The sequence below is a fragment of the Sphingopyxis indica genome (assembly GCF_032879645.1).
In the GTDB taxonomy this organism is placed as follows: Bacteria; Pseudomonadota; Alphaproteobacteria; order Sphingomonadales; family Sphingomonadaceae; genus Sphingopyxis; species Sphingopyxis indica.
The window spans coordinates 3,805,311-3,828,194 of the sequence record NZ_CP076394.1 but is presented as its reverse complement, the minus strand read 5'-3'; the positions used below and the strand labels follow the sequence as shown (position 1 = coordinate 3,828,194).

At 61.8% G+C, this 22,884-nt stretch carries 18 protein-coding genes and 1 pseudogene; 13 read left to right on the top strand and 6 right to left on the bottom strand.

Annotation, left to right across the window (positions count from 1 at the left end):
- The first annotated feature begins 11 nt into the window (after positions 1 to 11).
- Entirely contained in the window at positions 12 to 776 is a 765-nt protein-coding gene (locus KNJ79_RS18005; RefSeq protein WP_317152099.1) for an alpha/beta fold hydrolase, read from the top strand.
- 38 nt (positions 777 to 814) lie between these two features.
- Here KNJ79_RS18005 and KNJ79_RS18000 read toward each other — a convergent pair whose 3' ends face one another.
- Positions 815 to 3,730 carry a TonB-dependent receptor domain-containing protein gene (locus KNJ79_RS18000; protein ID WP_317152098.1) on the bottom strand — a complete coding sequence of 972 codons (2,916 nt, stop codon included), beginning with the start codon at positions 3,728 to 3,730 and terminating at the stop codon, positions 815 to 817.
- Positions 3,731 to 3,943: 213 nt separating this feature from the next.
- Here KNJ79_RS18000 and KNJ79_RS17995 point away from each other — a divergent pair, with 213 nt between their 5' ends.
- Positions 3,944 to 4,798: a helix-turn-helix transcriptional regulator gene (locus tag KNJ79_RS17995; protein WP_317152097.1), complete on the top strand. Its 855-nt coding sequence runs from the start codon at positions 3,944 to 3,946 to the stop codon at positions 4,796 to 4,798.
- Here KNJ79_RS17995 and KNJ79_RS17990 read toward each other — a convergent pair.
- Positions 4,790 to 5,395 carry a glutathione S-transferase family protein gene (locus tag KNJ79_RS17990; protein ID WP_317152096.1) on the bottom strand — a complete coding sequence of 202 codons (606 nt, stop codon included), beginning with the start codon at positions 5,393 to 5,395 and terminating at the stop codon, positions 4,790 to 4,792. The genes KNJ79_RS17995 and KNJ79_RS17990 overlap by 9 nt on opposite strands.
- A gap of 217 nt (positions 5,396 to 5,612) precedes the next feature.
- Here KNJ79_RS17990 and KNJ79_RS17985 point away from each other — a divergent pair, with 217 nt between their 5' ends.
- From KNJ79_RS17985 to KNJ79_RS17960, 6 genes are all read left to right on the top strand, one after another.
- The gene (locus tag KNJ79_RS17985; RefSeq protein WP_317152095.1) at positions 5,613 to 6,872 is read left to right on the top strand and encodes an acetamidase/formamidase family protein; all 1,260 of its coding nucleotides are present in this window, start codon (positions 5,613 to 5,615) and stop codon (positions 6,870 to 6,872) included.
- 2 nt (positions 6,873 to 6,874) lie between these two features.
- On the top strand, positions 6,875 to 8,095 hold the full coding sequence (locus KNJ79_RS17980; RefSeq protein ID WP_317152094.1) for an MFS transporter: 1,221 nt from the start codon (positions 6,875 to 6,877) through the stop codon (positions 8,093 to 8,095).
- A 2-nt stretch (positions 8,096 to 8,097) separates the two neighbouring features.
- Positions 8,098 to 8,553 carry a GlcG/HbpS family heme-binding protein gene (locus KNJ79_RS17975; protein ID WP_317152093.1) on the top strand — a complete coding sequence of 152 codons (456 nt, stop codon included), beginning with the start codon at positions 8,098 to 8,100 and terminating at the stop codon, positions 8,551 to 8,553.
- A gap of 11 nt (positions 8,554 to 8,564) precedes the next feature.
- A complete protein-coding gene (locus tag KNJ79_RS17970) occupies positions 8,565 to 9,506 on the top strand; it encodes a fumarylacetoacetate hydrolase family protein (RefSeq protein ID WP_317152092.1) in 942 nt (313 codons plus the stop codon).
- Positions 9,506 to 10,159: a c-type cytochrome gene (locus KNJ79_RS17965; RefSeq protein WP_317152091.1), complete on the top strand. Its 654-nt coding sequence runs from the start codon at positions 9,506 to 9,508 to the stop codon at positions 10,157 to 10,159. Before KNJ79_RS17970 ends, KNJ79_RS17965 begins: the two co-directional genes overlap by 1 nt.
- A 140-nt stretch (positions 10,160 to 10,299) precedes the next feature.
- On the top strand, positions 10,300 to 11,013 hold the full coding sequence (locus KNJ79_RS17960) for a glutathione S-transferase family protein (RefSeq protein ID WP_317152090.1): 714 nt from the start codon (positions 10,300 to 10,302) through the stop codon (positions 11,011 to 11,013).
- 65 nt (positions 11,014 to 11,078) lie between these two features.
- Here KNJ79_RS17960 and KNJ79_RS17955 read toward each other — a convergent pair whose 3' ends face one another.
- Both KNJ79_RS17955 and KNJ79_RS17950 read right to left on the bottom strand, forming a co-directional pair.
- Positions 11,079 to 11,966: a fumarylacetoacetate hydrolase family protein gene (locus KNJ79_RS17955; RefSeq protein WP_317152089.1), complete on the bottom strand. Its 888-nt coding sequence runs from the start codon at positions 11,964 to 11,966 to the stop codon at positions 11,079 to 11,081.
- A gap of 1 nt (position 11,967) precedes the next feature.
- Positions 11,968 to 13,044, bottom strand: coding sequence for a cupin domain-containing protein (locus tag KNJ79_RS17950; protein WP_317152088.1), 1,077 nt, complete (start codon positions 13,042 to 13,044; stop codon positions 11,968 to 11,970).
- 332 nt (positions 13,045 to 13,376) lie between these two features.
- Here KNJ79_RS17950 and KNJ79_RS17945 point away from each other — a divergent pair, with 332 nt between their 5' ends.
- Both KNJ79_RS17945 and KNJ79_RS17940 read left to right on the top strand, forming a co-directional pair.
- Positions 13,377 to 14,096 carry an SDR family NAD(P)-dependent oxidoreductase gene (locus KNJ79_RS17945; protein ID WP_317152087.1) on the top strand — a complete coding sequence of 240 codons (720 nt, stop codon included), beginning with the start codon at positions 13,377 to 13,379 and terminating at the stop codon, positions 14,094 to 14,096.
- Positions 14,097 to 15,566 (top strand): aldehyde dehydrogenase family protein, encoded by a 1,470-nt coding sequence (locus KNJ79_RS17940; RefSeq protein WP_317152086.1) that lies wholly within the window; start codon positions 14,097 to 14,099, stop codon positions 15,564 to 15,566.
- A gap of 9 nt (positions 15,567 to 15,575) precedes the next feature.
- Here the strand turns inward: KNJ79_RS17940 and KNJ79_RS17935 are convergent, their stop codons facing one another.
- On the bottom strand, positions 15,576 to 16,409 hold the full coding sequence (locus tag KNJ79_RS17935; protein WP_317152085.1) for a helix-turn-helix transcriptional regulator: 834 nt from the start codon (positions 16,407 to 16,409) through the stop codon (positions 15,576 to 15,578).
- A gap of 8 nt (positions 16,410 to 16,417) precedes the next feature.
- Complete coding sequence (locus KNJ79_RS17930) at positions 16,418 to 18,154, bottom strand: amidohydrolase (RefSeq protein ID WP_317152084.1); 1,737 nt, start codon at positions 18,152 to 18,154, stop codon at positions 16,418 to 16,420.
- A 502-nt stretch (positions 18,155 to 18,656) separates the two neighbouring features.
- Here KNJ79_RS17930 and KNJ79_RS17925 point away from each other — a divergent pair.
- The 3 genes and pseudogenes from KNJ79_RS17925 to KNJ79_RS17915 form a co-directional block, all read left to right on the top strand.
- A complete protein-coding gene (locus KNJ79_RS17925) occupies positions 18,657 to 19,385 on the top strand; it encodes a Na/Pi symporter (RefSeq protein WP_317152083.1) in 729 nt (242 codons plus the stop codon).
- On the top strand, positions 19,351 to 20,115 hold the full coding sequence (locus KNJ79_RS17920; protein ID WP_015449415.1) for an IS6-like element IS6100 family transposase: 765 nt from the start codon (positions 19,351 to 19,353) through the stop codon (positions 20,113 to 20,115). Before KNJ79_RS17925 ends, KNJ79_RS17920 begins: the two co-directional genes overlap by 35 nt.
- A 54-nt stretch (positions 20,116 to 20,169) precedes the next feature.
- Positions 20,170 to 22,881, top strand: a pseudogene (locus KNJ79_RS17915) (Tn3 family transposase); the annotation flags it as partial.
- Between the last annotated feature and the right edge of the window lie 3 nt (positions 22,882 to 22,884).

Below are 22,884 nucleotides of genomic sequence, written 5' to 3'. Positions count from 1 at the left end.
GGGAGAGGCATATGGCGACATACAGAATGCACGGGCGCGGCCCGATTCACGCGGTAGCCATCCATGGATGGTTCAACGATCATGCGGCGTTCGATGCAATGCTGACGGGCATTGATCCCGATCGCTTCAGCCTATTGCTGCTTGACCTTAGAGGCTATGGTTCGCGTCGCGACTCGGATGGACCGTTCGATATCGAAACCATGGCGGCGGACGCGTTGACCGCCGCCGACGCGGTTGGGTGGGATCGCTTTTCCGTAATCGGTCATTCGATGGGCGGAAAGGCGGCACTGAAGCTCGCGCTTACGGCCGCGGAGCGGGTCGAGAAAATTGTCGGAATCACGCCCGTGTGGGCGGGAGCTGCTCCCTTTGATCCGCCGACACGGGCCTACTTTCAGCAGGCGGCCGCGAGTCTCGAAATCCGCGAGGCCATTCTCGACCTCACAACGGGGTCGCGACTTCCCCTTTCATGGCTCAAGCGTGCAGCGGAGCGGTCGGCAGCTATAAGCGACCAAGGCGCCTTCGCTGCATATTTTGAGTCCTGGTCCGGTGACGATTTTGCGAACGATGCGTCTGCTATTGAACAACCAGTGTTGGTCTTTGCGGGCGGACGCGACAAAGGGATACCGGAGGAGTTGATCCGTACGACGTGGTTGTCCTCGCTCTCTCGCGCGGGGCTCGTCGTTCTTCCCGAAGCTGGCCACTATCCGATGGATGAATGCCCGCTCATTCTTGCGGCGGAAGTCGTTGCATTTCTGGATCCGCAGCAAACGCGGTGAGGACGCGCCCGCCGAAAGGCCGGCGGGCGCACCCTGCGCTACAGGCGGAAGCGAACCCCGGCGCGGAACTGCCGGCCAATCAGGTCATAGAGATATCCGTTCGTCCCGGTGCTGATGAAACCGGTCGCACCATATTGTGGCGCCACGGGCGGATCCCGGTCGAACAAATTCTGCACCGCGAAATAGACCTCGGCACCTTTACCGAACGTCGGGATTTTGAACCCGAGTGCGAGATCGGTGTAGAAGACGGCCGGTACGTGGTTGCTGGCGATATCGACGCCATCGACCCATCCGTTGTTGATCTTGCCTGCGCTGATGAAGCGCTCGGTCAGCGTTGCCGTGAAATGGTCGGAATCGTAGTTCGCAGACGCCAGCCAACGCCAGCTTGGGACCGCTTGCGAGTTCAGGTCGAAGTTCGCGTTCTGGCCTGCATATTCCGTCGTCACGCCACCAATGGTCACGGTGCGGTGCGCGACATAGGTGCCGACCATTCGCAGGTTGAGCGTGCCACCCCAATTGCTGTTTATATCGGAGAGGTTGCGTCGATAGGTCGCCTCGAAATCGACACCGCGTGTTCCCTCGCCGCCGATGTTGAGCGGGACCAGCTGAACTTGGGTGATCTGACCGGGAACCCCCGGCGCCGTGTCGGGGCCCCTTGTGACAAACGAACATTGGAACATGTCGTGAGCGTTGCTGCACAGGTTGATCACGGCCTGCGAGGTATTTGAGTAGATCGCCTTTGCGATCTTGATGTCGAAATAGTCGACCGAGAGGCCGAAGCCCGGGAGCCAATTGGGACGATAAACGACGCCGACCGAGGTCGTGTCTGCCTTCTCCGGCACGAGGTTCGAATTGCCCGCGGCGTACTGGCGGATGCTGTAGCTCGTCCCCTTCACCGGATCGGTGATCGTCTGGTTCATCGTATTCCCGGCCTGGAACAGCTCGGAAAGGTTGGGCGCACGGATGTCGCGCGATCGCGTGCCGCGGAACCGGAGCTGGCTATCGACATCCCACGTCAGGCCCGCCTTCCAGCTCGTAACATCTCCCGCGAGGCTGTAGCTTGTGTACCGAACGGCGCCGTTGAGGTCGAGTTCGCGGAAGAACGGCTTGTCTTTCAAAAGCGGGACGACCGTTTCGAAAAAGCCCTCCTTCACGTCGTAGTGGCCGTTAGACGGCTGGAAGTTGCCGACGAAGAAGGCGGTCTGCTGATCGAGGTCGGTGGCGGTGGCATGGTAGGATTCACGGCGCCACTCGCCCCCCAGCGCGATCGAAACGGGGCCGGCCCAGGTCGAGAAGGGTTCGCCCTGCAGTGACGCTGATACGACATCCTGCTTTATCGTGACGCGCTGAAGGGAACGGGCGGCCTCGATATAGGCCCGCGCCTCGGGCGTCTTGTTCGTTCCGAATACATTGAACGGGACGCACCCGTTGCCTGGGTTCGTCAGCGTCGATCGGCAGACGATTCGGCCATTCGCGGGGTTCACCACTGCGTCGGCCGCGTTGTTGAAATTCGCGTTGAGCGGGTCATTCGTATAATCGCCGCTGACGAAATTTGTCTGGCCATGCTGACCAAAGATGTCCCAGGTCCAGCCGTTCCCAAACTTGCCCTGAAGCCCTGCGACATAGCGATATTGCTCACGGTCGTTGCGGCCGACGAGAGGGCCCCAATCGAGGAACATCTTGCCGAGATTGAAGCTCGTGATGTTGTTCGCTGCCATCGTCGCGGCGATCGCGGGATCGAGATAGGCGTTGTCGCGCCGGATCGTGATGTTGCCGTCGCGCTCGAAGACGCGCGCGTAGATCTTGCTCTTGATGTTGGCATAACCGAACTCGCCGTAGGCGGTGACGTTGTCGGTCAGGTCGTAGCTTGCGCGCGCAAAAACGGTGCCGCCCTTCACGGGAGACGCGAGCCGGATAATCTGGCTCACATCCTGGGCGTCGCCGCCCCACGAAAGGACGCCCGACCGATAGCCAGGAGCGAAAGGAACAGGATTGCCGTCCGGCGTGAACTGCGTGTTCACCAGTGGGCCGCTCGAGGAGGTCACCCCGCCTTTAGTCGTTGCTGTGATGAGGCCGCCGTCCGTCGCAACGCCGAGCCCAACGCCGGACACGACAAGGTTTTTCGGTTGGCTATGGTCCGCCGCATAAGCGGGATTGCCGACAACCTTGGCACTGTTGAACCAATCGCGCGAGGTCACATAGCCCGCGGAGCCATCGTCGTGGTAATCGCCGCTGACGATGAAATGGCCCCGCCCCCCGGCAAATCTCGTCCCCCAGGAGAGCTCGGCTTTGAAGGTCGGCGCGTCTCCGTATGTCGAAATGCCTTTTTGAACGTCCGCCATGAGTCCTGTGAACTTGGTGTTCAAGACGTAGTTCACGACGCCGGCAACCGCGTCGGAGCCCCATGCGGCGGATGCGCCGCCGGTGACGACATCGACCCGTTCGACGAGGGCCTGTGGCAGGAGGCTCACGTCGATGTTGCTGGTGAGCGTCGAAGGCACGACGCGGTGGCCGTCGAGCATGACGAGCGTGCGATTCGCGCCGAGTGCGCGAAGGTTGTATAAGTTCGCGCCGACTGTCGCGGCCGCGCTCGTCGTTGCAACCCGGGGGGTCTGTGATCCCACCAGAGCCGGCAACTGATTTACATAGTCCGAGAGGGTCGCCGGCGCGGCCGACTGAATCTGCTCCGTGCTGATCACAGTGGTCGGCGTTGGCGCTGTATAGCCGGTGCGTGAAACGCGCGTGCCAGTGACGACGATATCGGGGGTGGATGGCTGCGTGGTCGCCGGCGCGGCCACATTTTCCCCCTGGGTCGACGGGGCTGGCGCTGACGGCTGCTCCTGCGCAAAAGCAGGCTGCGCCAAGCCGAGGGCAACCAGCGCGAGCGGCAGTGCCGAGGTTGAGCAGAACTTCGTGCGGCGGCTCCCAATTTGTGCGTTGAGCATGATCGGCATTCTCCCTCCATCACCTCATCGCCGGGCTTATGGGTGGGCGCTCGAGGCTGTGGCCGCCTTATGGGTCGTCTCGTCGGGTTCGTTGTAGACAGGAACTCCGGGCGCTTACCGAACTGTCCGAAAATCGCCCTAATCGCATTGGATTGTTGAAATGGTTGGCGATGGAGCTAGGCTTACAAGAAAAAACGGCGCCGATCAGGAAGGGATAAATGCATGGCGCATCAACAGACCCCGATCTGGATCGTCTCAGGTGACTTTGGTCGTGCGACGGTCAATATCACCGACCGTGCACTCGTCGAGCACGCCCATCAGCAGTTCAACATGATTTTCATGCTAGGCGGTGCCGATACTTTCTTTAAATCCGGCACCGAGACCTTGGCCCTCGACGACGGCTCGGTGTTGCTCTTCAATCCGTGGGTGCCTCATTTAAAGCTCGCCAACGATGGCGAACCTACGATGATTCTGTCGCTCATCATCGAAACCGATTGGATCGACCGGGTTCTTGAAGCCCAGGGCCTTCGAGCAGGCCTTATTTTCCCGCAGCTACGCGAGCAGATGACGGAGAATGTCCGGATCCAGGCGGAACGGCTGGCAGCTGCGATTTCAAGGGGCATGGTGGATGCCGCGGACCGCGAAGAAATGATCCTTGATCTCATCGATGCTGTGATCCGCGCCTATATCGCCGCAGACGTCGAGCGCACGGCAACGACGAGCAGACGACCGATCGATTTTCGTATCCGCAAGGCGCTCAACTACATCCACGAGCATGCCTTCGAAAATCCGCGGATCGACGAAATCGCACGGATGGTCGGTCTATCTCGATCGCATTTCTTCGAGCAGTTTCGGCGGTGCGTGGGCGCCTCGCCACAGCATTATATCGACCACATGCGCATGAAGGCGGCGACTCGGCGCCTGAGCATGGGTGGAGAGACGCTCGTTGAGATCGCGGACCAGCTTGGGTTTGCCGCGCACAGCAATTTCACGAGGTTCTTCGCACAGCATATGGCAGTCTCCCCAAGCGAATTCCGCCGACAGACCCATCAGGATGATGAGGCCTCTTCAGGCTGAGAGGAACTCGGCTCCGGGCCGCGATACGACCTGCTCGTACCAGTCCATGAGCGCCGGCAGCTTCGCACGGGCAACCGGAAGTGTCGTCCAGCGATATACAGCGACGCCGATCGGAATGTCAGCCAGGGTGAAGGCATCGCCAGCGATGTGGGGCTGCTCCTGAAGCAGCGCATCGACCATTCCGAAGTGAGTGTCTGCCTCGGCCTCTGCGCGGGCGAGGGCGTCCTTCGCCGGCGGGGTTGTCGCCTTTATTGTCATGCGTACGAGGTCGCGAACCGCCTGGGCAAGATGGGATCCTTGCCAGTCGAGCCATTGATCGACACGGGCGACGCTTCGCGCCTCCACCGGATAGAGCTCCTCGGCCCGCTCGCGTCGCGCGAGATAGCGCATGATGGCATGCGATTCCCAAAGGACGAATCCATTGTCGTCCAGTGTTGGAATGCGGCCGTTCGGATTGAGGCGACGATACTCCGGATTGTCGAGACCCCCATGCGGCCCCCCGGTGGGGATGAGCTCAAATTCGAGTCCTAGCTCACCGCAGGTCCAGAGGACCTTTGCTACGTTCGGCGCGGCCGGGTGGCCCCATATCTTCAACATGTCGGGAATCTCCGGTTGGTCCCGAACGGTAGCTGGCCCTCCGTGCAAGGAGGATGCCTCATTGTCCTCTCTCTGATCGAAGAGTCCGATCTTTGGTGTCCGTTTGGAAAAGCGGATGATTCGGTAACAACGAAGCGGGCGCTTTCCCGCAAGAAGGGCGACAGGCGAGCCAACCAAGGCGTCGCGCCCAAAGGCATCCGCAAAGGAGAGGATGATAATGTCGCAGTTGATCGATTGCTGCTGTCCCGTGCAGGATCCGTGTCCGCGGCACCTGGCCGCCCACCAAGCAGCGCAGAATCTCGATCGGGCATATGCGGTTGACGGAGTCGATGGAGACGCGCTCGGCGCAGAGCTCGACCGACGTGGGATCAGCCGCAGAGCGATCCTTGCCGGGAGCGCCGGAGCCGCCATGTTTGTCCAGGCCGCAGCCTCACCCGCATTCGCAGGAGCGACGGGCCATGCGGCGGCGCCGCATCCTGCCGGACGCGTCCATGAGCTTCCATCAACCCATCAGACCGTGAAAGTGGGTGAGATGGATCCGGCGACGCCGATCGTGCTCGAGATCGAAAGCGGCGACATCGTCCACTACCCGAATACCTGGGTGAATTGGGCGAACGAGGCTAAATATGGGATGGCCTTCGATGCGCGCGAGCCGATCCGCAAGCGCTACCCGGCCGGGCCCTATTCGTTGATCGGGCCGGTCGCGGTCAAGGGCGCGGAGCCTGGCGACGTCATTGAGTGCCGGATGATCCGCCTAAAGCCAATCGACTGGGGTTGGAACTCCTGGCCGCATGGTATGGGGGCGCTGCCAGACGGTTTTGACAAACCTTATCTCCACTATCTGAAGATGGACCCCGAGCGCCGTTTCGCTCAATTTGCGTCGGGTGTGCGCATACCACTCGCGCCGATCCAGGCGGTCATGGCTGTGCAGCCCGCCGGCGACAAGCCGGTGAGCGGCATTCTCAGCGGCCGCTATGGCGGAAACATTTCGCTTCGCGACCTTCAGGAGGGCAGTTCGCTGTTTCTCGGCGTCGAAGTTCCGGGAGGCCGGCTATGGACTGGCGACAGTCATGCGGCGCAGGGTGACGGAGTCGTCGACCAGACCGCGATCGAGACGGCAATGGAGGATCTGAGGATCCAGTATATCCTGCACAAAAAGGTGCCTCTGACGACGCCGATCGCCGAGACCCATGATGCCTGGATCGTGCTCGGATACGGCAACACCGTAGATGACGCTCTCATCGCTTCGCTGAAACAGATGATGGCCTGGCTGTCGCGCGCAAGCGGCCTTTCGGAGGCCGACATCTACGCGCTCGCGAGCATCTCCGGCAGCTTCCGGATCACGCAATATTCGAACCAAACAGGCAGCGTCTATCGGAACAATCCCGCCAAGGCGGTTCATGGGGTGCTGCCCAAAGCGCTGTTCGACGCGTCGCGGCTTGCGCAGATCTCCCGGTCATTGCGGCCGGGCGCCTGAACATGGCGGATGGTGTAGCCGCCGGGCCGGCGAAGACTGGGCTGGCGCGCTGGGTCGTCATCGGATGCGCGGTTGTTGCGTTTCTTGACGGGTTCGACACGCAAGCGATCGGTCCGGCGATCCCCGCCATCGCTAAGGAGCTTGGTCTGCAGCCTGACACGATGGGCTCGGTGCTTGGCGCCTCGCAGGTAGGGTTCCTTGTGGGAGCCTTCCTGTTCGGCGCGCTCGGTGATCGGTTCGGCCGCAAGCAGATGCTGCTCGTAACCACCGGGCTTTTTGCGCTCGGCACTCTCGCAACCGCTCTGTCGGGCACGCTCCCAATTCTATTGCTGAGCCGGGTCGCGACGGGGCTCGGGCTTGGCGGCGCGAGCCCGAATTTCATCAGCCTGGTTGGTGAGTTCACCCCGCAGAGACTGCGAGCAAAAGCGGTTACCATGCTTTGGGCCGCGGTTCCGCTCGGCGGCATGGTGGGCGCATTCACGACCGGTCAAATACTGCCGACACATGGGTGGCATGCGATCTTCGTCATCGGCGCCATAGCGCCACTTCCAGTACTCGCATGGATCGCGCTTGTCTTTCCGGAATCACGGGAAGTGGCGCACGAGCAAGTGGCCCCGGTGAGCGCGCTGTTCACGCCGGAAATCCGCGCAACGACGGTCCTTCTTTGGATTACGTCGTTCATGACCTGGTCCACGATCGTCGTCACTGCACTCTGGCTCCCCGGTCTTTTGCAGCGCGCGGGCTGGAGCGGGCCCGACGCCGCCTCGATGCTCGCACTGATCAACGGCGGCGGCATCGTCGGAACATTGGTGGTAGGCTTCCTGCTCGGCCGCGGTGACGCGCCCCGTGCACTCGTGGCGAGCCTTGTCGCGGCCGGAAGCCTGATCGCCTTGTTAGGCTTGCTGACGGACGCGCCCCGTCTGTTTGCCGTGCTCGCTATCTGCGCGGGCTTCGCCACCTCGGCAGCTGGCGGCACCTTGCTCGCGGTTTCAGCCGGCACCTATCCGCCCACCGCGCGGTCGACAGGCGTCGGATGGGCGCTCGGCGTCGGCCGTGTCGGAACGGTTATCGGTCCGATCGCGGTGGGCGAGATGCTGCGACTCGGCGCCTCGGTCACGGCTGCTTTCACCACACTTGCTTTTGTCGCCCTGCTCGGGGTGCTCGCTTCCTCGGCGCTTGGGCGCTCCTCGAAACTCTTACCCGTTCGTCATGGAGAGATTTGATCATGGAATCCGATACGACCTGCATCGTTCAGTATCTGGTGAGCAGCCGGATGGCGCGGAATATTATCGAAGCGGGCATCGCCGAGGCGGAAAGGGTAGGTCATGCCCTCTCATTCGCCATAGTCGATACCGCAGGCCACCTTGTCGCTTCCGCACGGATGGACGGTGCAGGCCCAGTCACGATCGAGATCGCGCGCGGCAAGGCTTTTGCCACAGCGGCAACAGGTGGACAGCCGGGTGACAGCCTCGCGCAACGCTTTCAGGAGAACCCCCAGGTATGGGGCAATGCGGGTTCACTGGGATATGGCGCCCCGATGCTACCCGCGGCGGGTTCGCTACCGATCAAGATCGATGGCCGCGTGGTTGGTGCGATCGGCGCCAGCGGCGCACCTTCCGCGGTCGATGTCGCGGTGATCAGTGCGGCTTTGAATGCCGTGATCGGATCCGCCAACAAGTAAAGGGAAATACGATGCGGCTCCTCGCATATGAAGATGCAACCACCGAGCGTGCCCTTGGCGTATCGGCCGACGGGCGAACCTTTCATTCGGTCGCATCGCTCGCCCCTGACCTACCGTCGAATATCTCGGGTCTGTTGGGCCTCGATGGCGCTCTAGGTCGGCTCGGGAGCCTCCTCGCCGCGGCGGGGCCAGGTCGGCCGCTCTCAGCTGTAAGGCTCCGCCCCTTTCTCGGGCGATCCAATGCACTGTGGGCGCTCGCGCTCAACTTCAAGACGCACATCGCTGAGACCGGCCTGACCACGTCGCTCGAGTATCCGCACCTCTTCCTGCGGATTGCCTCCTCCTATGTCGGAAGCGGTGAGGCGCTCCTTGCGCCTCCTGAATCCGTAGCGCGCGCTTTCGACTATGAGGGCGAGCTCGGCGTGGTGATCGGAAAGCCTGGACGTCATATTCCTGTCGAACGCGCCCTCGACCACGTGGCCGGTTATACAATCGTCAACGAAGGCTCCGTCCGCGAGTATCAGATTCACAACCGCCAATTTGGTCTAGGCAAGAACTTCGAAGCTTCGGGGAGCTACGGACCGTGGATGATGACCGCGGACGAGTTTGGCGATCCGGCGAAGCAGAGCCTCGAGACGCGCGTGAATGGCGTTGTCCGGCAGCGGTCGGGCCTGGACGATCTGCTGGTAAGCGTCGCCGAGACGGTCGCCTATCTGTCGCAGGGCTATCGGCTGCACCCAGGAGACATGATCGCAATGGGTACGCCGGGCGCCTTGCCGCCGGCGGAGGATGATGTTGAGGGGCGTGACCTTTCCAGCCAGTACGGCCCGTTCAAGACTCCCGGACTAGTCCACATGAGGCCAGGCGACCGTGTCGAGGTCGAGATTTCGGGATTGGGCGTCCTTAGTAATCCCGTGGTTGCCGACAAGCCCGCCAACTATCGGGTGGGGTGATGCGGCAGACGTGGGCAGTTCTGTTCGCTGCAGCGGCGCTGGCGGGCTGCTCGCAATCCAGCCCGACGGACGATCGCAACCTCGGTGGCGACCCCCAGCTCGGCGCTCTGGTCGCCGATGCCAAGTGTACCGCCTGTCACGGAGGGCCTGGCGCAGACGGCGCGCCGGGCGTTCCGAGCCTCAGCGAACAATATCCTGAATATTTGAAAAAACAGCTCGTGGCATTCGCAGCGCCCCCTGGAGCCCCCAATCACCGCAAGAGCGCGGTGATGGCGGCGATCGCACGGAGTCTTTCCGACGATGACAGGGCGAATGTCGCCGCCTGGTACGCTGAAATCTGGCGAAAACCGTCAAAGGCGCGCGATCCATCCCGCGTGAAATTGGGCGAACAGGTATTCCTTCATGGCCGAGCCGATGACGACCTGCCGGCCTGCGCTGCGTGTCATCGCGCGACCGCAACCGGAATCCGGCCTGACTTTCCCAACCTTGCCGCGCAGGATCCGGCCTATGTCGAAAATGAGCTGCGGAACTGGGAGCAAATTCGTGGTCATCGCGGCAAGCTCATGTCGATCATTGTACCCCGACTGAAGCCGGAGCTGGCTGCAGCGGTGGCCGACTTCGTCGCAACGCAACCAAGCAAGCCGGTGCGGTGACTTTGATGCGCGAGGCACGGCGCGGGGATTCCGCCCCTAAAGCTGGTGTCGCGTTACGAAGAGCGCCGCTTCCTGGACGCCGCCGGCAAGACGCCTTGCGATCCGGAAACAGAAATTCGAACTGACCTGGAGGTCTCCTCATGATCCGCCTCTACTTTCACCCAACCCCCAATCCAGCAAAAGTTGCACTCTTTCTGGAAGAAGCCGGGCTGCCTTATGAGATCGTACCCACCGATATACGAAAGGGTGATCAGCACGCGCCGGAGTTTCTCGCTATCAATCCTAACGGAAAGATCCCGGCCATTGTCGATACCGATGGACCCGGCGGCAAGGAGGTCAGTGTTTTCGATTCGACGGCCATCCTCCTTTATCTGGGGGAGAAGACGGGAAAGTATCTCGGGGAAGAGGACGACCGGCCCCGACTGCTCTCTTGGTTGCTGTTTCTAGCGTCGGGGCTGGCACCAATGTCGGGGCAGGCGACGCATTTCCAGTTCATCGCGCCCGAGGGCAATGAATATGGAATCAAGCGCTTCAGGGGAGAGGCCGAGCGACATTATCAGGTGCTGGACGACCGCCTAGAGGCGCGCGACTTCATCGTCGGCAACAACTATACGATCGCCGATATGTCCGCCTGGGGCTGGATCGACCGCGCTCCCAGAATTCGTAAGGGGGAAGCTGACGCACTGGCCCCCTATCCGAACCTGAAACGTTGGTTCGAAACTGTTGACGCGAGGCCAGCAGCGGAACGGGTGCGAAAATTGGGGTTTGTAAGGAATGAACCCTTCAAGGTTCCGGGCGACCACCAGACGATGCACTCTCTGTTCCCGACGACCTTCGCGCAGAAGCCGAAATGATCGAAAAGCGCGGAGGCTAGGTGCCATACAGTCCGGGCTGCACAGGGCGGGTGCCATCACGGGGGTTAGAAGAGCCACGGCGGCTGCTGATCGCTGGTTCTGACGGCCAGCCGCAGTGCGCCGATGCCCTCTATCTCTACCGCTACAATGTCGCCAGCCGCAAGAGGACCAATTCCTTCCGGGGTCCCGGTCGCCAAGATATCGCCGGGCCAAAGCGTCATGACGGAGGACGCGATCTCGATCAGTTCGGCGATACCAACGATCATCTCCGAGGTGCTAGCAGATTGCCGCTTCTCGCCATTGACGAAGAGTTCGATTTTGAGTTGGTGCGGATCGGCTATTTCGTCGGCGGTCACAATCCATGGGCCGATTGGAGTAAAGGTGTCGAAGGATTTGCGCATCGACCGCTCTTCCGAGCGCGTTCCGTCAATCCGCATCGTTACGTCGATCAAGCAGGTATAGCCGAAAACATGGTCCATTGCCTGCGCCCTACCGACATTGCGGGCTTCACGGCCGATAACGACCGCCAACTCAGACTCATGGTCGAAGCGCCTCGTCGACCCCCGAGGCAGTTCGATACCGCGGGTGGAACCGGTAATGGAGGATGGGGCCTTCAAGAAGACGCCTTGCTCTGCGGCAGTTTTCCCTTTGGGAGTGACTGCGAGGTCGCCCATCTCAACCATATGTTTTCGATAATTGGTCGGGGCGGCGACAATCTGTCTTGGCGCCGGATTAGACGCATCAAGCAAGGCGCTTTCGAGCGGGATTGGGGCGGCCCGTTCGCTTTCGTCTATGAGCTTGGGCCGGAGGTTCGCCCAGTCGGCGATCATCCTGTTCACATAGTCATCGGGCCCATCCCCATGGCCCGCTCCCGGAACGACCCTTGTTACGTCATGGATGTGGTTGTCGATGACTAACCCGACCCGGCTCTCGTCGAAAACAGCGATTTTCATATTAGCGGCCTCCGGGGCGGCCTGAACCGCGATGTCGCTCTTCACGGTATAGGCCGAGCGCCTGATGCGCGGCGGCGTCGCTGACCGTAAAAAAGACGGCCCGATGGCCCCCAAGGTTCTGATGCCGGTGCCAGGCCCAAGGAGGGATCACGAAGAAGTCCCCCGGCCCCCAGTCGAACAGACTTTCACCGACTTCACTCGTACCCTTTCCGGCAACGACATAGGTGAGACTCGACGCGGTCATCCTGCGGTATCGGGTGGCATGACCTGGCGCCAGCGCTTGCAGTGCCGGCGTAAGAGTAGTTAAGGCGGGGCCTCCGGTCAGCGGGTTCTGATACTCAAGGACCGTGCCGAGATCGGGATCCCCATCCAGTTCGCCAGCGGCTTGCAGTGCCGCCATTGCCCGGTTCACCGGATAGACGAGGAGCGGGTTCGAACCATTGGTCGATGCTGACGGTGGACGCATGATGCCGCTGCCGAAAAGCTGGAACGAGCGCTGGGGCTGTTTGCTGACGGGCTGCAGGTCGCTTTCGAAGGGGGCAAAGAACGTCGCGTGAAGCGAACGAACGAGGGAGATATCGAGCACGTCGAGCCAGATCATAGGCGCCTCACCGCGATGCTCATGGTCGTGCCACATAAAGTTCGGGGTAAGGACGAGATCGCCCTCATTCATCGGATAGCGCTCGCGCTCAACAGTAGTGAATGCCCCGGAGCCTTTGATGATGAAGCGAAGGGCAGACGCTGCGTGTCGATGCGCGGTCGCGACCTCCCCGGGGAGGATCAGTTGGATCGAACCCCAGAATGTGGGCGTGGTGCCGTAGGGCAAGCCGGGGTTAGTCAACCGAAGGGTGCGTCGATTGCCGCCCCGTTCAAGATCGAGCTCGTGGCCGAGCGTCTCGAGGAGAGCGGCAAGATCCCCCCATTTCCAGTGAACCGGCCGCATGGGGGAGGCGGGCTCGCGGGTGAAAAGTGGCGGATCGTCAGGCTGGTGGATCGCGCAATTGAGCGCGGCAAGCTCGTCGCGAAGGCGACGCCGATTGTTGGCGTCGCCTTCCGATAATGGGCTCGATTGCCCCATTTCGCTAGCTCCTCCTGCGTTCGCCCGTGAGGCTGACCTCTAATGCAGACACATTCGCCGTTCGTGCGCACTCAACGACACCGATCTTCGGCAAAAGAGACTGCGATCATGCCGATGTCTGTCCCGGAAACCGGGGACAGACTGGTTGTCCGGGAACGGGATGATGGAGCGGACCAACAGCCCTGGCAGGAGCAAGACGTGCGCTTGAGAAAATTCGACGAGGGGAGGGCTCGCGGGCGCAGCTGGCCCCGGGCGCAACCATCTTCGCTTAGCCTTACGGATTTGCGCCAGTGACAGACTATTCTCGACTGGCTCCGCCCAGGGGATCCCGCATGGTGATCGTCGGAGGCTTCGGTGCCATCGGCTACCGCCTGAGTGATGTCGCCCTTGGCCTCGGGCTCCAGGTTGCCGCGCTCGACCTAGCTACCTCAATAGCGAGCAAGCCTCACCTCCCGGGCATGCATGCCGGAGCAATAGATGCGACGGACGAGGGCAGTGTGCAGGAAGCGTTCAGGGCAATCGATACGCTCTTCGATGGAATCGACGTCCTGGTGAACCTTGTGGGCTTCCGCAATAGGCTCGCGCCGGTCGATGAAATCGGGCTCGAGGAATGGGACGAGATCATCGGTGGAAATCTGCGCTCGGCAATTCTGATCACAAGAGCGGCGCTACCCCTGCTCACCAAGGCAGGAGGCGGCGCGATCGTCCATGTCGCATCCGCCATGGGCCTGAGGCCTGTGCCGCAACATGCGCCCTATGCGGTTTCGAAAGCGGCATTGCTCATGCTCGCACAGGCGACCGCGATCGAGGTCGCGCCCTCCATTCGCGTAAATGCCGTCGCGCCTTCCGCGGTTGACACGCCTTTTCACCAGGGCGGTACCGGACGCTCGACATATGAAGATTCCGCAGCGGACCCGGAGATCTTCAAACAGGGCGTTCCGATGGGGCGTATCGCGAGGGTGGACGATGTGGTCGGCCCTATCCTGTTCCTGGCAGGACCGCACGCGGGTTTCATGACGGGCCAAACCCTTCTTGTGACGGGCGGCAAGTAGGTGGCCGCGCCGTCTTTCTCGACGTCCATCTCCTCGGTCGCGCGCCTGGATGCGCCATTCTACCAGGTCGTGAATGGCGAACTGATGCCCGCACCGATGAGCTTTGGCATCATAAATCCGGCAACCGAGCAAAGCTTCGCGCGATCGCCCCGCGCCGACGAAGCACTCCTGGATCATGCGGTTGGGAGCGCACGAAATGCCTTCGCCAGATGGCGGCGAACGGAGGTTGAGGAGCGCCGGCAGGTGATCGAGGCCATGGCGGCGCGCCTTCTGGATGAAAAAGATGAGCTCGCGACGCTTCTTGTCCTGGAACAAGGAAAGCCACTTGCTGCTGCCAATGCCGAAGTGGAACGCGCTGCCGCCTTCATGTTGCAGATTGGCGCGATCGACATCGGGCCTGAGCGGATCCATGAGATACCGGGGCAAAGCTCGCAGGTTCATTACAAGCCCATGGGCGTGGTCGGGGCGATCACGCCTTGGAACATGCCCCTCGTGCTCGCGGCTCCGAAAATCGCCTCGGCGATCCTTGCCGGCAACGCGCTTGTTCTGAAGCCGTCTCCGTTCACGCCTTTGGCGACCCTAAGGATGGCAGAGCATCTCTACGAATGTGCCCCGCCTGGCGTTCTGAACGTCATAGCTGGATCCGATGAGCTGGGTCCGTGGATGAGCCGGCACGAAGGGATCGACAAGATCAATTTCACCGGGTCGATCGAGACTGGCCGCAAAGTGATGATGTCGGCAGCCGGGACTCTCAAGCGGCTGACCCTCGAGCTAGGCGGCAATGATGCCGCGATTGTCCTCGACGATGCGAACCTCGACGAAGCAATTCCAAAGCTCTTTTGGGCGGCGTTTGGACTGTCCGGGCAAATCTGCATGGCGGTAAAGCGGCTTTTTGTTCCGCGATCGAAATTGCAGACTGTGACGGACCGCATGACTGCGATGGCTGATCAGTGCAAAATCGGTGACGGATTCGAGCCTGGGGTCGAAGTCGGACCTATCCAGAATAGTGCACAACTCGACCGGGTTCTCGGGCTCCTCGCAGAAACCGAGCGGCATCCGGGTGCTCGTATTACAACCGGAGGGAAGCGGCTGGATCGGCCGGGGTATTTTGTTAGTCCGGCCATCGTGACGGGGATTGACGCCGGGGCGCGCCTTGTCGACGAGGAGCAATTCGGGCCCGTTTTGCCGATCATGGTCTATGATCATGTCGATGAGGTAGTTGAACGGGCAAATGCCACGCGCTTTGGGCTGGCGGGATCTGTCTGGACCGAGGATCTTGATCGCGGGGCCGCAATCGCGGCGCGGCTGGATGCCGGGTTTGCATGGGTGAACCACCATGTCGGAACCACCAGGGACCTCCCCTTCGGTGGGGTGAAACAATCAGGTCTGGGCCGCCAGGGACACAGGATCGGGGTGACCAGTGACATGGAAGTCCAAGTGGTGCAGGTCAGGCGAGGAGGGGAGGGCTAAGCCGCCGGGTCATCCCAAGTTGGTGTGCCCTTGCCAAAGCTTCAGATACCAGTGAAGCAGCTCGTGCCGCGTTGCGATCCGCAGCCTTTGGAGAGTTCGTTTGCGATAGGTTGCGACGCTCTCTTCTCCGATGCCCAGCTCGAGCGCTATTCCGAGTTGGGTGACTCCATAAATCGTGCGCGCGGCGACTTGCAGCTCCCGCCTCGGCAGCCGAACGCTCGACGAGCTTATCACATGCTCTATTTCCGGCAGCGACGACAGATCTGGCACGGCGCGCGAGAGTGCCAGCTGGAACTCGTAGTGCTTCCTGATGCATGCGACCAAGAAGCCTGCATGCGATTGAAGCCAGTCAGCAGCACACTGGGGAAATGGTCCGGCACGGTGGGTGCGAAGAACGGAGATGGCAAATCCCTGGTCGAGTGCATTGGTCGCAATTAGCGCGCGTTGGCAGATATTCGTGCGCCGATACATCACGTCTCGAAATTCGGTATCGTCAATCGTATCGGTGTCGATAATCGCGAACGAAGGGGGGCTCCCGCAGCCAGATCGCCGGGCTTCCAAAATCGCCTTGTCCCGCGCAGTATAGTTGCGGTCGATGTAGAGCTCGATGCTCCTGTAGGCGGAGTCCGATCCATCCGAACTCAACGCGATGATGCGACGCGTGGCGCTCTGATCAAAGGTCAACGCGGCGCAATGGTCGGCGCCGCAGGTGGACTCGAGCAACGCAAGTAGCGTTGGGCCGAAATCGTTCGTCCCGATTGCGCTGACGAGCTTTGCACAGGTCTCGTCAGGAACTGAGGAAGGAGAGGGCATTGGGAGCCCGCCCGGCCGTTCGAGTCCCATCGCACTCGTCAGTCGCTGCTTCGGTCGGGCACCGAAAGTGCTGCATAGGGGCCGGCGGCGTAAGTCACTTTTCCATCCATCATGGTCAGCACCGACCGGATGGAGCCGATTTCCCGGACCGGCACCGTCAGGTAATCCTTGTCGAGCACCGCAAGATCGGCGAGTTTGCCCACCTCGAGCGATCCACGCTTGTCGTCGTCGCGAACTAGCCAGGCCGAGTTGATCGTGTACATGCGAAGGGCCTGTTCCCTCGATATGGCAAGATTCGCATCGCGCTGCGCTGCGCCAGCAATGGCGCGGCCGTCGATCTGGAATTCGATCGCAAGCATCGTATTGTAGGGAGACACGCGGGTCGCGTCGGTGCCGCCGGCGACAATCAGTCCGGCATCGAGCGCGAGCTTGGTCGGCGGATCGAACCGCACGGTGGTGGCGGTGCTGGGGTCGTCCTTGAGCTGCGGCGCCTCGAAATAGAGGTTCTGCTGGATATTGTAGGCCAACCCAAGCGCTTTCATGCGTGCGAAGGTCTCGGGCGTCCCTGTAGAGATATGCGCGATGTCCCAGCGCAGTTTGTCGATCGGATGTGCTTTTGCGACGCGCTCCAGGACGTCGAGAATGTGATTTGCCGCATCGTCGGTATAAGCGTGAATTTCCAGCATGTATCCTCGGGCGGCGGCCCAACGCGCTATCTCGTAGAAGCGATCCTCCGCCTCGGCCGAAGGAGTGAACCCGGGGGTCAACCGCGTCGCGTCGTTCATCCCGAAAACGACGATCTCGCCGAGCCCGGCGAAATGGAGTTTATCGTCCCCGAACGCTGGCGGCATATAGGCGAGGGTCTGACGATACCATGCCGGCTCGTTCTGCGGCGTTTGCGCCGAGACCCGGTATGCGACGCGGACGGGTAGGCGGTTCTCCTGCCAGAGCTGGATGACGGGATCGTACACCTCCTCGCCAGAGCCGCCGCCGGCGGCATCGACGACGCCCGTTACCCCGTACTGACCCAAGCGCGCGAGGAACTTGACCAGTGACGCCTTGCGGTCTTCCCGGCTGATACTGGCGAGCTGCGCGAGCAGATTGGAGAAAGGTCCGATCCCACCCCGCAGCATCCCGGTCGGCCTACCAGCCGCATCGCGTTCAACTGTCACGCCGGCGGGTAGCGTGGGCGAGGGCCCTGCAAGGGCGAGAGCCTCGATGCCCTTCCGGTTGAGGACCGCCCAATCATATTGAAACTCGACCATCGCGGGATGGTCGGGGACCGCCTTCGTCAGTTCGTCGGATGTCGGTGCCCGACCTTCCTTGAACTGGTCGGGATGCCAGCCGCCGCCGACAAGAAGCCACTGGTTGGCAGGTCGCTTTGCGGCTTCGTCGGAGAGGCTCCTTAGGGCGTCCGCGAGCGTTGGAATATCGTTCCAATGTTCCTCGAAATCGAAGCTCTGGCCGCCACGAATAGCGTGGATATGCGCATCGGTCAGCCCGGGGATGACGGTACGCCCGTGGAGGTCGACGATGCGAGCTCCTTCACACCGGAGCGCCATGATCTCGTGATCGGTTCCGACAGCAATGATCCGGTTGTGACGAATGGCGATGGCCTGGGCCACGCTATTATTCTTATCGACAGTGAGCACCTTTCCGTGAAGGAGCAGCACGTCCTTGCTTCCGTCGCAGGTCGCGGCATTCGCGCTGCTGGAGAGCGCAACCAGCGCGATGGCGGTGAGGGAGAAACCGGAAGGCAGGAGAGACCGTCGCATTATCGATCCTATTTCAAGTCCGTCCCGGGCGAGCCAAGACGAGCTGTTTCCAACGCCATTGTCTTGAAGACGGGACGTCGCATTGAATGGTTCGGACGGCACGATATCGGCACTTCGGAACCGATGCAGGGCGCCGGCTTGCGATCTCGGAGTTGCCTGAAACAGAACAGTCGCGATGAATAAGTGTGTCGTTCGCGATCTGCGGCAGACTGAGCCGATGCCAGCTAGTTGAAACGAACTGCCTGAGGCTGCTTCGAACACCGTGTTCGCAAAAATCGAACACGGGCGCGGAGGACTGAGGGGCACCGGTCTTAGGCTGACAACCTCAACCTATATGTGGTGTTCTCAACGTTGCGCGCCCTTAACGCGTCGATGCCTACCCGCACCGGAGGACCGGGCGCGCGATGTTCATACCGGTGCAACGTCATGACACAGGGCAATCGATGGCATAGGGATGTCACGAGAACGGCAATCGCAACGGAGACGAACAACGAGTATCACATTGACCCTGCTGGATTTAGCCGGACTGGCAGCGCTACTGCTCTGGGGTGTTCATATGGTCCAAAGCGGGGTGCTCCGCGCGCTTGGCCCGCAGCTGCGCACGTTCCTGGCACACCGCCTGCAAAATCGATTTTCAGCGTTCGCCGCCGGACTGGGGATAACGGCGCTGCTGCAGAGCAGCACGGCTACGGGACTGATGGCGACGGGATTCGCGGCCGACGGCATGCTGACCCTGGGGCAGGGCCTCGCGATCATGCTGGGCGCGAATGTCGGCACCACCCTCATCGTTCAACTGCTCTCGTTCGACGTGTCGCTCGCCGCGCCGATCCTGGTGCTTATCGGATACCTGCTCTTCCGGCGGACACGCGCGGGAGCCCGGGATTTCGGTCGTGTCTTCATCGGCCTTGGCCTCATCCTGCTAGCCCTTCACCAGTTCCTGACGATAGTCGAGCCGCTCACCGCGACGCAGGGAGCAAGGGACTTCCTGGTCGGCCTTTCGTCGCATATCGTCTTCATCGTCCTGATTGGGGCGATATTGACCTGGGCCGCGCACTCCAGCGTAGCGGTCATCCTCCTTGCTATGTCTCTCGCGACGAACGGCGTACTGACGGTTCCGGCCGGGATCGCGCTGGCTGGCTCTGTTGCAAAAATCGTGAAGCTTGAGCATGCTTGGCGGAGATTGGACGGACGGAACGATGACGGATTTCAAGTGGCGCCATTTCCAGGGTGATGTGATCCTGTGGGCGGTGCGCTGGTATTGTCGCTATCCGATCAGCTATCGCGACCTTGAGGAAATGCTGGCGGAACGCGGCATTTCGGTCGACCATACGACGATCTATCGCTGGGTCCAGTGCTACGCCCCGGAGATGGAGAAGCGGCTGCGCTGGTTCTGGCGGCGTGGCTTTGATCCGAGCTGGCGCCTGGATGAAACCTACGTCAAGGTGCGGGGCAAGTGGACCTACCTGTACCGGGCAGTCGACAAGCGGGGCGACACGATCGATTTCTACCTGTCGCCGACCCGCAGCGCCAAGGCAGCGAAGCGGTTCCTGGACAAGGCCCTGCGAGGCCTGAAGCACTGGGAAAAGCCTGCCACGCTCAATACCGACAAAGCGCCGAGCTATGGTGCAGCGATCACCGAATTGAAGCGCGAAGGAAAGCTGGACCGGGAGACGGCCCACCGGCAGGTGAAGTATCTCAATAACGTGATCGAGGCCGATCACGGAAAGCTCAAGATACTGATCAAGCCGGTGCGCGGTTTCAAATCGATCCCCACGGCCTATGCCACGATCAAGGGATTCGAAGTCATGCGAGCCCTGCGCAAAGGACAGGCTCGCCCCTGGTGCCTGCAGCCCGGCATCAGGGGCGAGGTGCGCCTTGTGGAGAGAGCTTTTGGCATTGGGCCCTCGGCGCTGACGGAGGCCATGGGCATGCTCAACCACCATTTCGCAGCAGCCGCCTGATCGGCGCAGAGCGACAGCCTACCTCTGACTGCCGCCAATCTTTGCAACAGAGCCCTGGCCGATTATGCGACGCGCGGCCCGACCCGGTACGAACAGCTCGATGCGCTGCGCGAGGGCTTTGGGTTCACACAGTTCAGCCGGCCATTGCGAGCGGCGTTGCAGGAATGGCTGCTGCCGATTGCGCTGACGACGACCAGCGGGGCTGGGCTGGCACGGTCGCTACTAGGCGAGTGCCGACGACGGCGCATCATCGTACCTGGCATCAGTTCGGTCGAACGGATGGTTGCGCAGGCGCTGCTCGACGCCGAGCGCCATGTCGCCGAGCATCTGACCCGAGGGCTGGAGACTGGGCAACGCCGTCTGCTTGATGCCCTTCTTCTGCCTCACGCCGGCACGAACCTCAGCGGCCTCGGATGGGTGCGGCAGCCGCCCGGCAAGCCCGGTCGCAAGACGTTCGCCGTCATCATCCGGCGGCTAGCTCTGCTGCGCGATATTGGGATCGATCCCGATATCGCGGCAGGCATACATCCTGAACGCCTGCGACGCCTCTGTCAGGAAGGGGCTCGGCTGACGGCGCAACATGTCCGAACGCTGCAAGCAACGCGGCGCCGTGCGACGCTGGCGGCAACCGTACTCGAAACCATCGTCACGCTCACCGACGATGCGGTGCTGATGTTCGACCGCCTGCTGGGTCAGATGTTTCGGCGCGAGCAGAACAGCGCAGACACAGCGCTCAAGCGCGACCGGCGCAACATCAACGGTAAGATCCGGCTACTTGCCCGGCTCGGCGATGCCCTGCTCACTGCCAAGGTGTCGGGCGGCGACATCGGCGCCGCGGTCGAGGCCGTAGTTGGATGGGATGATCTTGGCCGTGAAGTCGATGAAGCCCGCAAGCTGATCCGCCCCGATGCCGTCGATCCCGTTACCGTCGCCGCAACCAACTACCCCGTTCTCCGACAGGTCGGTCCCTTGTTCATCGCCTCGTTCACGTTCGGAGCGGTCCCGGCCTGCCATACGCTCGCGCGAGCAGTCGCTATCATGCGCGACCTTCATCTAGGTCGCCTGAAAAAACTGCCGCCGGATACACCAGTTGCCTTCATTCGGCAGGCCTGGCGTCGCGCGATCGGCCCCGGCATTCCCGATCGCAGAGTTTATGAATTTTGCGTCCTAGTCGAGCTTCGTGACAGGCTTCGTGCCGGCGACATGTGGGTCGAGGGAAGCAGACGCTATCGTGCCGTCGAGCAACAGCTTATTCCAAGTCCGGTATTTGCCACCATGCGCGCAGCCGGCCCTTTGCCGATCCCGGCACCCGATACGGCCAGTGCCTGGCTGGACGAACGGCGTACCCGTCTCGCCCGGAGATTGGCAGAGGTCGAGCGGAAGGCGGAGACGGACGCGCTGGAAGACGTACAACTCAGCCTTGGCAAGCTGCGGATTTCGCCGTTGAAGGCGGTCACGCCGGATGAAGCGGATAGCGCCCTTGCGCCGCTCTACGCCCATCTGCCCGCGATCCGCATCACCGATCTCCTTGCTGAAGTCGATCGATGGACCGGTTTCAGCCAGTGCTTCACGCATCTGCAAAGCGGTCGGGTTGCCGATGAACCCCGCGCTATCCTGACGGCGGTGCTCGCCGATGCGACCAATCTTGGCCATAAGCGCATGGCAGAAGCCTGCGATCTCGTGACCCAACGCCAACTCAGTTGGCTCGCCTCATGGCATTTACGCGAGGAAACCTACGGTAGGGCTCTCGCCCGGTTGGTCAATGCCCAGCACACCGCGCCGCTCGCCGCCCTGTTTGGGTCCGGGACCTCGTCCAGTTCGGACGGTCAGAACTTCCTGCTTGATCGCCGTGCTCAGGCGACCGGCGCAGTCAATCCGCACAAGGGGGCGGAGCCTGCTGTCTCCTTCTACAGCCATGTCTCGGATCGCTACGCGCCGTTTCATTCCACCGTCATCTCCGCATCCGCAAGCGAGGCGGCGCAGGTGCTGGACGGGCTGCTCCATCATGGTGCCGATCTGCACATTGAGGAGCATCACGTCGATGGTGGGGGCGTTTCCGACCATGTGTTTGCGCTATGCCATCTACTTGGATTCCGGTTCGCGCCGCGCATCCCTAACATCGCCGCGCGCCGGCTTCACCTGTTCAACGGAATCGAACCTGGCCCAGATATCGCGCCGCTGGTCGCGGGCAGGATCGACGAGGCCCTGATCGCCGCACACTGGGACGACGTGCTGCGCTTGGGCACCTCGATCCGCACCGGCGTCGTGAGTGCATCGATCATGCTGGAACGGCTCGGCTCCTATCCACGGGCCAATGGCCTGGCCTTGGCACTGCGCGAGATCGGCCGCGTCGAGCGCACCCTGTTTACACTCGACTGGATCGAGCAGCCCGAACAGCGGCGCCGCGCAACCCGCGAACTCAACAAGGGTGAGGCCGAAAATGCTCTGAAACGCGCCATCTTCTTCCACCGGATCGGCCGCATCCGTGATCACGCCCTGCAAGCCCAGACCCATCGGGCGAGCGCGCTAAACCTCGTCGCCGGTGCTATCGTCCTGTGGAACACGACCTACCTGCAAGCCGCCCGCATGCATCTTGCCAGTCTCGGCCGGTCGGTCCCGCCGGACCTGTTGCAACACCTTTCGCCGCTCGGATGGCAGCACATCAACCTCACCGGCGATTATCTTTGGACCGACCCCGATGCGCCATCGTCCGCCCTCAGGCCGCTTCGCCAGATGCACGCCGTCGAAGGTCCGGCGAAACCTTAGCGT